Here is a 12,664-nt window from a genome sequence, read left to right on the forward strand (position 1 = left end):
CCTGGTCATGGCCGGGGCGGATCGGGCGTGAGGGGGTGAGTTCGCAGCCCACGGGCACGCGCGTGCGGGCCGCCGGTGACCACGCCGCCTAGAATGGCAGGCGGTACGGTCGCCGGCGGGGGAGTGCACCGGCCATCTCAATCGACGGAGGCTCGTGGTGAACACTCCGCCGGTCGCGGCCACGACCGCCCGCTCGCCGCTGGATCTGACCGCCGCGATCGTGCCGATCGTGGCGGTCCTCGCACTCGTCGCGGTGTGGGGGCGCGACCTGCCCGCCATCGTGGAGGTCGTCGTCGTGGCGCTGCTGGCCGCCTCGGTGCTGGCCGCGGTTCACCATGCCGAGGCGGTCGCCCACCGTGTCGGAGAGCCTTTCGGCTCGCTGGTCCTCGCGGTCGCCGTCACCATCATCGAGGTCGGACTCATCATCACCCTGATGATCTCCGGCGGCCCCGCCACCGCCGCCCTGGCCCGCGACACCGTCTTCGCCGCCGTGATGATCACCTGCAACGGCATCGTCGGGCTGTCACTGCTGATCGTCACCCTGCGCTCGCGCACCGCGCGGTTCAACCCCGAGGGCACCGGCGCGGCCCTGGCGACCGTGATCACCCTGGCGACCCTCTGCCTGGTGCTGCCCGCCTTCACCACCAGTGCCCCCGGCCCGGAATTCTCGACGCCGCAGCTGGCCTTCGCCGCCGTGGCGTCCCTGGTTCTGTACTCGTTGTTCGTTTTCGTGCAGAACGTCCGTCACCGCGAGTCCTTCCTCACCGCCACCACGGCCGTCGCCCCATCTGCTGCACCTGCTCCATCCGCCCCGCCGGCGCCGCCCGCCGCTCGCCCTGCCCCGCCCGCTCCTGCCGCTCCCGCCGCCCCGCCGGTCCCCGCCCGCGCCCCCGAGGGCGCCCGTTCCACGGGGGAACCGCCCACCGGAGAACGCCCCCCCGGGGAACGGCCCTCCGGGGAACCACCCTCTGGGGAACCGCCGGCCGCCCCCATCGTGCCCGGCGCCGGCTCCCAGGGCTCCGAAGGCCCCAAGGGCTCCGGTGGCCCGGTGGTCCAAGCGGCCGGCGCCCCCCTGATCAGCCTCGCCCTGCTCATGGCCGCGCTCGTCGCCGTCGTCGGCCTGGCCAAGGTCGAGTCGGGGACCATCGAGCACACCGTCGCCGCCGCCGGGCTGCCCCACTCCGTCGTCGGCGTCGTCATCGCGTTGCTGGTGCTGCTCCCCGAAACCCTCGCCGCCGCCCGCAACGCCCGCCGCGACCGCGTCCAGATCAGCCTCAACCTCGCCCTCGGCTCCGCCATGGCCAGCATCGGCCTGACCATCCCCGCCATCGCCGTGGCCTCGATCTGGCTCGGCGGCCCGCTGCTGCTCGGGCTCGGCGCGACCCAGATCGTGCTGCTCGCCCTCACCGCCGGCGTCGGCATCCTCACCGTCATGCCCGGCCGCGCCACCCTCCTGCAGGCCGCCGTCCACCTCGCCCTGTGCGCCGCCTACCTGTTCCTGGCCGCCAACCCCTGACCGCCCCGCGTCAATGGGCGGCCTGAGCGCCGCCGGCATCGGCGCCGGGCCCGAAGGCGGCGCCGATGCGCCGGAGTGGGGTGGGTCCGCCGAGTGGGTATGCCAACACCGGACCACCCGCCCGGGATGCCGGGAATCGCGTGCGTGTCGAAAATCGGTTGCTCGGGGGAGTAGAAGGCTTGGAGGGTGAAGGTGACGCCCGCGGCCGTGGCTGCCCACGCGCGCCCCCGAAGCCGCCGCGACACCCCTCGAGCGCCCTTCCGCCCCGTCCATCGCGCCTACCCCTAAGGAATGCCGCTTCCTCATGCCCTCCGACGGTACAGACCCAGGCCCTGCCCCCGACTCCCCGGACAAGCGCCGCGGAACAAGATCCCGCTCACTGCGGCGGCTCATGCCCTACCTGCGCCCCTACGTCCCCCGACTGGTCACCATCTGGCTCGCCACCATCGCCGGCATCGCCACCAGCACCGCGATCCCTCTGGTCGGCAAGGACATCATCGACGGCCCGGTCGGCCACGGCCACGGCGACGCCCTGCTCCCGCTCGGACTGCTCGCCCTCGCCCTCGGCGTCACCGAGGCGTTCTTGACCTTCCTGCGCCGGTGGATGCAGACCAAGGCCGTGCTCGGCCTGGAGACGGCCATCCGCGACGACCTCTACCGGCACCTGCAACTGCTGCCGATGAGCTTCCACGGCGAGTGGCAGTCGGGCCAGCTTCTGTCGCGCGCGACGACCGACCTGTCGACGATCAGGCGGTTCTCCGGATTCGGCCTGCTGTTCCTGGTCATGAACATCCTGCAACTGGCCACGGTGACCGTGCTGCTCATGCGGATGTACTGGCCGCTCGGCCTGCTCATCGTCGCCGCCGCGGTGCCCATCTTCGCGGTGTCGTTGCGGTTCGAGAAGAAGTACCGCCGCATCTCCCGCGACGTACAGGACATGCAGGGCGACATCGCCACCTACGTGGAGGAGGCCGCGCTCGGGATCCGCACGATCAAGGCGTTCGGCCGCAGGCCGCACGTGTTCTCCGAGTTCGACGCCGCCGCGCGGAAGGTCCACCGGGTCTCGATGGACAAGGTCCGCCTGGCGTCGCGTTTCTTCACCTTCCTTGAGGTGATCCCCAACGTCACCCTGGCCATGGTGCTCCTGCTGGGCGCGCTGGCCGTCGGCGCCGGGTCGCTCACGCTGGGCACGCTGGTGGCCTTCACCACGCTGATGCTCCAGCTGGTGTGGCCGATCGCGTCGCTGGGCTACATCCTGGCCATGGCCCAGGAGGCGATGACCTCCGCCGACCGCGTCATGGAGGTCCTGGACACCGAGCCGGAGATCGTCGGCGGCGTGGAGGTGATCGAGCGGCCGCGCGGGCACCTGCGGTTCGAGGGCGTCGGCTTCCGGTTCGCCGGGGACGACCGGCCGGTGCTGCGCGACGTCTGGCTGGAGGTGCGCCCGGGCGAGACGGTCGCGATCGTGGGGGCGACCGGCTCGGGCAAGACGACGCTGACCGCCCTGGTGCCGAGGCTGGCCGACGTCACCGCGGGCCGGGTCACCATCGACGGCCGCGACATCCGCGACCTGGAACTGCCGGCGCTGCGGTCGGTGGTCGCCACCGCCTTCGAGGAGCCGACGCTGTTCTCGATGAGCGTGCGGGAGAACCTCACCCTCGGCCGGGGCGAGGCGAGCGACGACGAACTGCGCGAGGCGCTGGAGATCGCCCAGGCCACGTTCGCCTACGACCTTCCCTGGGGGCTCGACACCCGCATCGGCGAGCAGGGCATGTCCCTGTCGGGCGGCCAGCGGCAACGGCTCGCGCTGGCCCGCGCGGTGCTCAGCCGGCCGAGGATCCTGGTGCTGGACGACACCCTGTCCGCCCTCGACGTTGAGACCGAGGCTCTGGTCGAGCAGGCGCTGCGCGGGGTGCTGGCGGAGGCGACGGGCCTGGTGGTGGCGCATCGCGCCTCCACCGTGCTGCTCGCCGACAAGGTCGCTCTGCTGCGCGAGGGCACCATCACCCATGTCGGCCTGCACCAGGAACTGCTGTCGACGGTCCCGGAGTACCGGGAACTGCTCGCGCAGGACGCCGACCTCGACCAGCGGGAGGCGCTGCGATGACCCCCGTGAACGCGGGTGCGCCGGCGGGCGCGCCGGTCGAACCCGGGCGCTGGCGCGGCGTCGCCGCGGAGAAGAAGGAGGACCTGCCCGACAAGGTGTCGGTGCTGCTGCGGGCGCGGTCGCGGCGGCTGCTCGGCGACCTGCTACGCCCCCACCGCAGGGCCATCGCCACGCTGATCGCGGTGATCGTGCTCTCCAGCGCGGCCGGCCTGGCGATCCCGTACCTGGTGAAGGTGGGCATCGACGCCGGCATCCCGCCGATGCTGCGGCACCAGGGCGCCGGGACGCTGGTCGCCTCGGTCGCGGCGATCCTGGCCGCGACACTGACCCAGGCGTTCACCCGCCAGGCGTTCCTGCAGATCTCCGGGCGGATCGGCCAGGACATCCTGCTGGAGCTGCGCCGCCGCGTCTTCGACCACTTCCAGCGGCTGTCGCTGGCCTTCCACGAGCGCTACACCTCCGGGCGGGTCATCGCCCGGCTCACCTCCGACATCGACGCCATCGCCGAGATGCTCCAGTCGGGCTTCGACAGCATCGTCACCGCCGTGCTCACCCTGTTCGGCACCGCGGGCCTGCTGCTGGTGCTCGACCTGCCGCTCGGCGCGGTCGCCCTGGTGCCGCTGCCGATCCTGCTGCTGTTCACCCGGTGGTTCCGGCGCGAGTCCAGCATCGTCTACCGCCGGACCCGCGAGGCGGTGGCGCTGGTCATCGTGCACTTCGTGGAGTCGATGACCGGCATCAGGGCGGTCCAGGCGTTCCGCAGGGAGCCGCGCAACCAGGAGATCTTCCAGGAGCTCAACACCGGCTACCGGGACGCCAACGCCGGCAGCATGCACCTGGTCGCGGTGTTCATGCCGGGCATCAAGCTGATCGGCAACATCACCGTCGCGGTGGTCCTGCTGTACGGCGGCTGGCTCGCGCTGCACCACGCGGTCACCGTCGGCGTGCTGGCCGCGTTCCTGCTGTACCTGCGGCAGTTCTACGAGCCGATGCAGGAGATCTCCCAGTTCTACAACACCCTGCAGTCGGCCGGCGCGGCGCTGTCCAACCTGTCCGGCGTGCTGGAGGAGCGGCCCGCCGTGGCCGAGCCCGAGCGTCCGGTCGCGCTGGAGCGTCCGCTCGGCGAGGTGCGGTTCGAGGCCGCCGAGTTCTCCTACATCGACGGCGTGCCGGTCCTGCCCCGGCTGGACCTGTCGATTCCTCCTGGGCAGATCGTCGCGGTGGTCGGCGCGACCGGCGCGGGCAAGACCACCGTGGCCAAGCTGATCGCCCGCTTCTACGACCCGACGGCCGGGCGCGTCCTGCTCGACGGGGTCGACCTGCGCGACCTGGAGGAGGCCACGCTGCGGCGGGCCGTGGTGATGGTGACGCAGGAGAACTTCCTGTTCACCGGCACGGTGGCGGACAACATCAGGTTCGGCCGCCCGGACGCCACCCCGGCCGACATCGAGCAGGCGGCCCGCGCGATCGGCGCGCACGAGTTCATCGCGGCGCTCCCGGAGGGGTACCGGACCCAGGTCGGCAAGCGCGGCGGCCGCATGTCGGCCGGTCAGCGGCAACTGGTGGCCTTCGCCAGGGTCTTCCTGGCCGACCCGGCCGTGCTGATCCTGGACGAGGCGACCTCCAGTCTGGACGTCCCCAGCGAGCGCCTGGTCCAGCGGGCCCTGCGCACCGTCCTGGCCGGGCGCACCGCCCTGATCATCGCCCACCGCCTGTCCACGGTGGAGATCGCCGAACGGGTGCTGGTCATGGAGGCCGGCCGCGTTGTCGAGGACGGCCCCCCGCAGCGTCTCATCGGCGAGGCCGGCCGCTACGCCGACCTGCACCGGGCCTGGCTCGACAGCCTGGCATGACCGGGGAAGGGGGACCGGCCTTCGCCGGCCCCCTTCCGCGGGCACACCCGAGGTGGGTATTTTGAGGCTGCCTCAGTGCGCGGTCACGGGGGCTTCGTCAGGTGCCCGTCTTGGGCGGACAGAGGAGGCCCTCAGGTGAAGATCGTCGCGTTGTCCTGTACGCAGAAGCGTCTGCCGTCGCTGACCGACGCCCTGCTCGAGGCGGCGATCGGCGGCGTCGTCCGGGAGGTCGGTGACGCCCAGATCCAGCACATCCGGTTGATCGACCATCGCATCGCGATGTGCGAAGGAGAGGACACCTGCCTTGATCCCGAGGTGGGCCGGTGCACCCTCGACGACGACTTCGAGCACGTCGTCGATCTGGCCGAGGGCGCGCAGGGGATGCTGCTGGCCATGCCGGTGTACGCCGGGAACGTGCCCTCCGTGCTGAAGATCTTCCAGGAGCGCCTGAAGAGCTTCATGAACGCCGCGCACCGCCCGTTCGGCAACCTGCTGGTGGGCACCATCGTGCACTCGCGCACGATGCTGACCGAGCCCGCACTGGGATCGCTGTTCCCGTGGTTCCTGCGCCTGAAGAACAAGAACGTGGCCTCGGCGTGCTTCACGCAGAGCGGTCATCAGGATCTGACCCGCACCGCGGCGCTCGACATGTGCGTGGCCGTGGGCCGGCAACTCGGCATGACGCTCGAGGGCAGCCGGTCGCCGGCCGACGGCCGCACGGCACTGCCGCTGCTTCAGTCGCCGGCCCGTCCGCGGTGCGGTGACCCGGCCGCGTCCTCTCCTTCGGCCTGAGCGGGCTCCGCGCGCCAGGTGCACCCGTCGCCCGCCTGTTCGCACGACACGGTGACCTCTGGTTCCACGTAGCGGGCGGCGATGGCGGTGTTGAGTTCCTGGCAGTAGGAGCACGGTGAGGAGAACGTCAGGACGACGCCGGCGCGGGCGGCCCGTTTGCGGTACCGCAGGATCCCGCAGTCGGCGTTGCGCAGGACGGTGCCCGAGGGCCGGGGCTCACTGGTCACCGCCGAGTCGTACAGCATCAGCTGACGCTGCAGCCGGGTCATGAAGTGATCGGTGGCGGAGACCCCGGCGGGCCGTTGCGCCTGCAGGAGCTTGGCGGTGATGCGGGAGTTGGCCTGGATCCACGCGGCCAGCCCTTCCTCGCCGTGCTCTCCCAGGACGAACTCCTCCGCGGCGGCCTGGGCCTCGAAGAACCGCTGGCGCCACAGGTCGACCTTCTCGGCCGGGTCGAGGGCAGAGGGTTCGGTGGTCGCAGCAGGTTCAGTGGTCATGGTCGGCGTCCTTCCCGCTGTCGCCGTCTAACTCGGCGAAGACCTCCTGGGCGACGCGCAGCCCGTTGTTGGCGACCGGCCAGCCACCGTAGTAGGCGAGCTGGATGATGACTTCGATGATCTTCTCCCGCGACATCCCCAGGTGCAGGGCGGCACCGATGTGGCCGCGCAGCTCCCAATCGGTGCGCGCCAGCGCCACCGCGGTCAGCGCGACCAGTTCGCGCTCGTGGACGCTCAGGTGCGGGCGGGTCCAGATCTCACCGAACAGGTGGTCGACGGTGATCCGCAGGAACTCCGGGTAGGAACCCGGACGCGGCTCGCGGCCGAAGACCTGCTTGAACATGGCTTCACCCTGCTCATGCCGGGCAGAGGGCTGGTTCATCGATCAGCTCCTTGGTTTTGGCCAACAGTTGTCAACGTCCACGACGCCACGAAGGCGACGGCCAGCAACGCGGCGCCGCTGCCGAAGGCGGCCGGAACACTCACCCGCTCGGCGATGAGACCGACCAGGACCGGTCCGACCACGGCGCCGACATCGATGCACATCGAGAAGACGGCGACGCCGCTGCCGCCCCGGCCGGCGACGACGTCGCCGACCAGCGCGGCCGGTGCGGCGTTGAGCAGCGCCGTTCCCGCCGCGTACACACTGAGCAGGACGACCAGCCAGGCGTAGTCGTCCACGAACACCAGGGCCGTGACCGCCGCCGCGGCCACACCCGTGCCGGCGATCATGGCGGGCCGGCGGCCGGCGCGGTCGACGATCCGGCCGGCCGGGACGATCAGCAGCGTCTGGACGACGGTGGACATCGTGAACGCCCACCCGACCCACGTCACGTCATGCCCCCACGCCACGACCACCGCGGGGACCAGTGCGCCGCGCAGGCCGAACAGGACCCATCCCTGCGCCAGCGCCGCGAGGCAGGCCACCACGTAGCGCCGATCCCGCAGCAGCACCGGTAGCCCGACGACGTCACGGCCGTGCTCCGCGCCGGCGGTTCCACCGGTGCGCAGCACCGTCAGGGTCAGCGCCGCGGCGGCCAGCAACAGCACGGCGTAGACCAGGAACGGCGCGGACAGGGTGATGGAGGCAAGGAGGCCGCCCAGCGCCGGCCCGCAGATCCCGCCGAGCACGAAGCCCGTTTCGAACACGGCGCCGGCCCTGCCCCGCTGGTCGGGCGGCGCGACCGCGAGCAGGGTCGCCAGCGCGGACACCGAGAACAGCACCGAGCCGACGCCGCCGAGACCGCGGAACACCAGCAGTTGTTCGTAGGACCCGGCGAACGCCATCAGGGCCGAGGAGAGCGCGCTGAGCAGCAGGCCGGCGACGAGCACCCGCCGCTCGCCGAAACGAACGCCGAGCCGGCCGCACAACGGGCTGGTGGCCAGCCGCAGGAACGCGAACAGAGCGACGATCGCTCCGACCTGGGCGGGCCCGGCCCCGAACGTCGCCGCGTACACCGGGAGCACCGGGACCACCAGCCCCAGGCCCAGCATGACGCAGCCACCGACGACACTGAGGACGTAGACCTCGCGCGGCAGACTCGGCCGGGCGGTGGCGACGGGTGGGGCGCCGCCGGGGCCCGCCGCGGTCACCGTCCGCTCACAGGATGATGCTGAGCTTTCCGTGCTCGTACAACGTCTCGTGGTCGAGCACCACGACCCGTCTCCTGATCCGGAACGACTCGCCCTCGATCACGAGCTCGAACCGGCATTTTCCGACGTAGGTGTCAGAGCGCCCGTGCCCGAACCGGTACACGACGACATTCGCCGCCACGTCCAGGTGCGTGCCCCGGTCGGTCAGGATCTCCACGTTGCCGATCATGCGGTTCGTGCGCGACCGGGGGTTCTCGCACCACACCTCGCCGTTGAGGAGTTGTTCGATCCGCTGGCGCAGCCGGGCGGCGTCGTCGTCGATGAGCCCGAGCGCGTCGGCGCTCTCGCCGCGGACATCGGTGGCCGGCACCGAGTAGCGGATGTCGCCGGTCAGCATCTCGTCGTACCACTCGCGCAGGCGCCACTCGTCGAGCAGCCGCGCCTCACGGAAAAGGAACCGGCTCACCTGGTGCCACAGCCGCACCTGGGCCGTTTCGTCGACCGTCAGCTCGGTGGTCATCGTGTTCGCGCCTCTCGCATCTCGGCCCGGTGGGCGACCTCGAGGTGACCGTCGTCGCCGTGCATCAGCCGGTCCCACTGCCGCCAGAACTCGCGGGCGGGAAGCTCGTCGGTCGTCTCCGGGACCTCCTTGTTCATGCCGCGTGACAGGTCCGAATAGCGGACCGTGCGGTTGAGGTAACCCCGCTGGCACGACTCGACGATCTCGATGTCGTCGGGGGTGGCGAAGCCGGCGGGGCCGAGGAAGGTCAGGTAGTGACTCTTGCGCAGTTCCCGGATGTCGGGGTCCTCGTCCTTGGGGGCCAGGGCGACCGAGGTGATGGCCATCTGGGCGGCGCCGACCGGGTCGATCTTGCGGATCGTGATCGCGATCGCGTCGATGATCATCAGGTTGGGGAAGATCAGCACCGCGCGATTGGTGCCGGTGATCCGTTCGGCGCGTTCGGCGCCGAACCGGTCGACGAACCGTGCGGCCGTCGCCTCGATCCGCGGCCGGACCTCCTCGCCGAACATCGGCGTCCAGTAGGCGAGCGGGCGGGCCGCCGCCGGTGGCAGCTCGTTGGCTCCATGTCCCAGTCCGAGGGCGCGGCCGAACCCGCCTCGCCGTCGCGGTGGCACCGACCCCAGCGACTCCATGTAGCCGACGTAGCGCTTGTGCAGGGCCCGGAAGTGGTAGATGTCGACGCTGTTCTCCATCATGAGCTTCCAGTTGGCCCGAGCCCCGTGGAGTTGCGCGCCCTGGATCACCTCCATCCCGGCCTCGGACTGGTCGTCGATCAGATCGAGGTACTCCGTCGCACCCGCCAGGTACTCGGTCAGGGTGCGCGGCTGCTCCGGATCGAAGGTGAGGAACACGAAACCGCGGTAGGTGTCACTACGGTGCCGCGCCAGGCCGAAGTCCGCCTTGCGGAAGCCCGGCCCGTACCCGTCCGGGATCGGGACCCCGACCAGGTCGCCCTGGTTGGAGAAGGTCCAGTCGTGGTACGGGCACCGGAACGACCGGGTCTGCCCGGCCGGCTGCGAGCAGATCAGAGCCCCGCGGTGCGTGCAGCTGTTGGCGAACACCCGGACCACCCCGTCGGACCCGCGCGCCATGACCACCGGGCGCCCGCCGACGTCGCGCGCCACGTAGGAGCCCGGCCCGGGCAGCTCCGATTCGTGTCCGACGTACAACCAGCAGCGATCGAAGATCCTGGTCATCTCCTGTGCGGCCAGGTCCTCGTCGGTGTAGGCGCGGCGATCAACCTGGAACGAGAGGCGCTCGAGATCGTCGATCACGATCGGGTCGCCCACCGGCCGCCGCAGTTCGATCGTCACTGCTCCCCCTTCCGCTGTAACGTCTCGACCGTGCTGAGGACCAGCTCGGCCGTGCGCGCGGCGGAATCGCCGCACTCCGGCTGCGCGGCGCGCAGCCGGGCCCGGTAGCCCTGGGCTGGATCGAGCAGGTCGGCGACGGCGTCGGCGACCGTCTGCTCGGTGACGCCGGCCGGCTCCAACGCCGTCCCGAAGCCCGCGCTGCCCACGAAGTACGCCTGGATGGGCTGATCGACGGCCAGCGGGATCACCAGCATCGGCGTGGCCGCCCGGATCGACTCGGCCACCGAGTTGTATCCGCCATGGGTGATGAACACATCGGCGCGCTCGAGCACCTCGCGTTGCGGCAGATACGGGGCGGTGAGCACCTCGTCGGGCAGCGCGAGCTCCTCGGCGAGATCTCCTACCGAGGCGATCACCTGGGCGCCGGTCGCCGCCGCGCCGATGATCACCGTGCGCAGCAGGTCCGGCCGCCGGTAGAAGATCGTGCCGAAGGAGACGTACACCACCGGGCGGCCAGGGGCGATGCGATCCAGGCCCGAGAAGGCGACCTCGTCGCCGCGGGTCCCCGCCGCACCGGGCAACCCGACCAGCTGCACGCCGTCGTCGGTGACCCCGTCCTCCCCGACGAGAGCGGGGATCGTCGGCATCAGATTGAGGATCGGCGAACGCGCCGAATGAGTCAGGGTCGACCACGCCACCCCGTGCCTGGTCAGATAGTCGCCGACCTGCTCGTCGTACGCCCAGCGGCCTTGTCGATGCTTGGCCGGGCAAACTCCGCCCAGGTTGGCCCAGATCATCCCGTACGGCACGCCGGACGCCTGTGCGCCGACCATCGCCGACGCCGTGACCGGCAGCGAATCGACGAGCACGAAGTCCGGCGCGGTCGCACGGAGGGTGTCGGCCGTCTGCTCTGCCACCGGCGACGACTCGAGCATCGGGCCGATCTTCGCCGGGTCGCCGCTCCACGGCGCCATCTGGACCTGTCCGATCGCGTGGACCTGTGCCTTGCCCAAGGCCTGGCGACGCTGCTCGTCGAGCGCACCACCGTCCGCGGACAACAGCAGCAGCGCGACCTCGCCGCCGGCGGCCTGGAGCGCATTGACCACCGGAATATAGGGGTTCAGATGACCATGCTGAGTCGTGGTGAGCAGGGCTACGCGCATCAAATCTCCGATTCATCGAGAAAGGACGAGACCGACTCGACATTTGGCTATGGACGCACCACGGCAGCCACGACCGCGACACCCTCCTGCCTTCGGAAACGAGTCGAGACGGCGACGCATGAACGGCGGAACTCCGCCCCCGGACAGGCGAGAACACCCGGCAGGCGAAAGGGACCGTCAACGTCCAGGTACTTTGCTACGAGCGGTTACTGCCACGAGGCTCTGCGCATTGCCCATCATCGGTGAGGGGACAACACATCGATTGACGCTACTCGGAACAACCTCGAAACAACCGGGGTCACCACCTGCCCCCCAGGCAGTTTCGCCGCGATATGCGATCGATGTCAACGCCTCGCAATTCCCGGTTATCCCTATTATGTTGGACGCCACTTCGGCCGGGCTCCGCCTCGGCCTGCGACCGGCGCCGCGCCGGCTCGGCCGGCACCGTCGCCGGTCGTGCAAGGTCGAACCGGGAGCGTTCCACGCCTGCTCGGCGACAGGCTACGAACCCTTGGGGCAGGGCTTTTTGTAGGCGATGGTCACCGTGGCGCTGCCGGAGCCCTCGGCGCCCTTGTTCCGCCCCCACCAGGTGATGGTGAGGTAGGTGCTCAGCGGCCGGTCGCAGTCCGACCTCGTGCCCGGCGTCAGGCCGCCGAGGGTGAGGCGGAACCGGCCGCGCTCGCCGTCGCGGAGGGTGCCGCCGGACGGTGAGGCGGTGACGTAGGCGGACCCGGCCGCGCTCCAGCGGACGGTCCCCGAAGTGGAGGTGATCGACGCCGTGCCGTGCCTGGCGTACCCCACGTCCACGGTGCCGGCGACGCTCACGAACGGCGGGGCCGGTGATGCCGAGGCGGCCCGCGGCGGGGGGCTCTGCCCGGGCGTGGACGCCTGCCCGGGTGTGGGCCTCTGCCCGGGCGTGGACTTTCGGGCCGACGTGGCCTTATGTGCCGGGGTGGGTGCCGTGGTGGTCTTCGGGGAAGAGGGGGGAGGCGGCGGGGAGTCGAGCAGGGGTGGCAGGGACTCGCCCGGGGTGATGACGACGGTGCCGCCGGCGGCTTCGACGTCGACGGGTCGTCCGGTGCGGGCGGCGGGGGCGAAGATCAGCGACCAGACCACTCCGGCGGAGGCGACCGACACGACGGTGACCAGGGCGACGCGGCCCCAGCGGATGCGGCTTTCTGGGTCGTCGGCCTCGGGGTCGGGTTCCCAGAACTCGGTGGGCGGCTTGGCGCCGTCGCCGCGTTCGGGGGTGAAGCCCTCCTCCACGCTGAGCGGGGCTTCGGGGGGCGGGGGGTCTTCCAGGGCGT

The 12,664-nt window shown here is 71.1% G+C and carries 10 protein-coding genes and 1 pseudogene; 4 read left to right on the forward strand and 7 right to left on the reverse strand.

Features of this window, described 5'->3' with window-relative positions; translation table 11 throughout:
- Window positions 1–157 precede the first annotated feature (157 nt).
- The 4 genes from ACFQSB_RS20225 to ACFQSB_RS20240 all read left to right on the forward strand — a co-directional run bounded on the left by ACFQSB_RS20225 (window position 158) and on the right by ACFQSB_RS20240 (window position 6,268).
- Window positions 158–1,516, forward strand: coding sequence for a calcium:cation antiporter (locus ACFQSB_RS20225; protein ID WP_380828352.1), 1,359 nt, complete (start codon window positions 158–160; stop codon window positions 1,514–1,516).
- A gap of 391 nt (window positions 1,517–1,907) precedes the next feature.
- Window positions 1,908–3,623: an ABC transporter ATP-binding protein gene (locus tag ACFQSB_RS20230; RefSeq protein WP_380828354.1), complete on the forward strand. Its 1,716-nt coding sequence runs from the start codon at window positions 1,908–1,910 to the stop codon at window positions 3,621–3,623.
- On the forward strand, window positions 3,620–5,476 hold the full coding sequence (locus ACFQSB_RS20235) for an ABC transporter ATP-binding protein (protein ID WP_380828355.1): 1,857 nt from the start codon (window positions 3,620–3,622) through the stop codon (window positions 5,474–5,476). The genes ACFQSB_RS20230 and ACFQSB_RS20235 overlap by 4 nt, the downstream gene beginning before the upstream one ends.
- 135 nt (window positions 5,477–5,611) lie before the next feature.
- A complete protein-coding gene (locus tag ACFQSB_RS20240) occupies window positions 5,612–6,268 on the forward strand; it encodes a flavodoxin family protein (RefSeq protein WP_380828356.1) in 657 nt (218 codons plus the stop codon).
- Here ACFQSB_RS20240 and ACFQSB_RS20245 read toward each other — a convergent pair.
- The 7 genes and pseudogenes from ACFQSB_RS20245 to ACFQSB_RS20275 all read right to left on the reverse strand — a co-directional run.
- Window positions 6,211–6,765 carry a hypothetical protein gene (locus tag ACFQSB_RS20245; protein WP_354931539.1) on the reverse strand — a complete coding sequence of 185 codons (555 nt, stop codon included), beginning with the start codon at window positions 6,763–6,765 and terminating at the stop codon, window positions 6,211–6,213. The two genes, ACFQSB_RS20240 and ACFQSB_RS20245, sit on opposite strands and share 58 nt — an antisense overlap.
- The gene (locus ACFQSB_RS20250; protein ID WP_354852562.1) at window positions 6,755–7,147 is read right to left on the reverse strand and encodes a carboxymuconolactone decarboxylase family protein; all 393 of its coding nucleotides are present in this window, start codon (window positions 7,145–7,147) and stop codon (window positions 6,755–6,757) included. The genes ACFQSB_RS20245 and ACFQSB_RS20250 overlap by 11 nt, the downstream gene beginning before the upstream one ends.
- The gene (locus ACFQSB_RS20255; protein ID WP_380828357.1) at window positions 7,144–8,358 is read right to left on the reverse strand and encodes an MFS transporter; all 1,215 of its coding nucleotides are present in this window, start codon (window positions 8,356–8,358) and stop codon (window positions 7,144–7,146) included. The genes ACFQSB_RS20250 and ACFQSB_RS20255 overlap by 4 nt, the downstream gene beginning before the upstream one ends.
- 7 nt (window positions 8,359–8,365) lie before the next feature.
- Window positions 8,366–8,878, reverse strand: a complete 513-nt coding sequence (locus ACFQSB_RS20260; protein ID WP_380828359.1) for an aromatic-ring-hydroxylating dioxygenase subunit beta — start codon at window positions 8,876–8,878, stop codon at window positions 8,366–8,368.
- Entirely contained in the window at window positions 8,875–10,194 is a 1,320-nt protein-coding gene (locus tag ACFQSB_RS20265; protein ID WP_380828360.1) for an aromatic ring-hydroxylating oxygenase subunit alpha, read from the reverse strand. Before ACFQSB_RS20265 ends, ACFQSB_RS20260 begins: the two co-directional genes overlap by 4 nt.
- The gene (locus ACFQSB_RS20270) at window positions 10,191–11,357 is read right to left on the reverse strand and encodes a glycosyltransferase (RefSeq protein ID WP_380828362.1); all 1,167 of its coding nucleotides are present in this window, start codon (window positions 11,355–11,357) and stop codon (window positions 10,191–10,193) included. The genes ACFQSB_RS20265 and ACFQSB_RS20270 overlap by 4 nt, the downstream gene beginning before the upstream one ends.
- 501 nt (window positions 11,358–11,858) lie before the next feature.
- Window positions 11,859–12,664, reverse strand: a pseudogene (locus ACFQSB_RS20275) (hypothetical protein); the annotation flags it as partial.

Origin of the sequence: Sphaerisporangium rhizosphaerae (genome assembly GCF_042665155.1) — a bacterium.
GTDB classification, from domain to species: Bacteria; Actinomycetota; Actinomycetes; order Streptosporangiales; family Streptosporangiaceae; genus Sphaerisporangium; species Sphaerisporangium rhizosphaerae.

Bases quoted from the DNA above. Each gene is read 5' to 3' on its own strand.
- ACFQSB_RS20230 (WP_380828354.1), top strand. From the start codon at position 1,908: ATGCCCTACCTGCGCCCCTACGTCCCCCGACTGGTCACCATCTGGCTC.
- ACFQSB_RS20235 (WP_380828355.1), top strand. From the start codon at position 3,620: ATGACCCCCGTGAACGCGGGTGCGCCGGCGGGCGCGCCGGTCGAACCC.
- ACFQSB_RS20245 (WP_354931539.1), bottom strand. From the start codon at position 6,765: ATGACCACTGAACCTGCTGCGACCACCGAACCCTCTGCCCTCGACCCG.
- ACFQSB_RS20250 (WP_354852562.1), bottom strand. From the start codon at position 7,147: ATGAACCAGCCCTCTGCCCGGCATGAGCAGGGTGAAGCCATGTTCAAG.
- ACFQSB_RS20260 (WP_380828359.1), bottom strand. From the start codon at position 8,878: ATGACCACCGAGCTGACGGTCGACGAAACGGCCCAGGTGCGGCTGTGG.
- ACFQSB_RS20270 (WP_380828362.1), bottom strand. From the start codon at position 11,357: ATGCGCGTAGCCCTGCTCACCACGACTCAGCATGGTCATCTGAACCCC.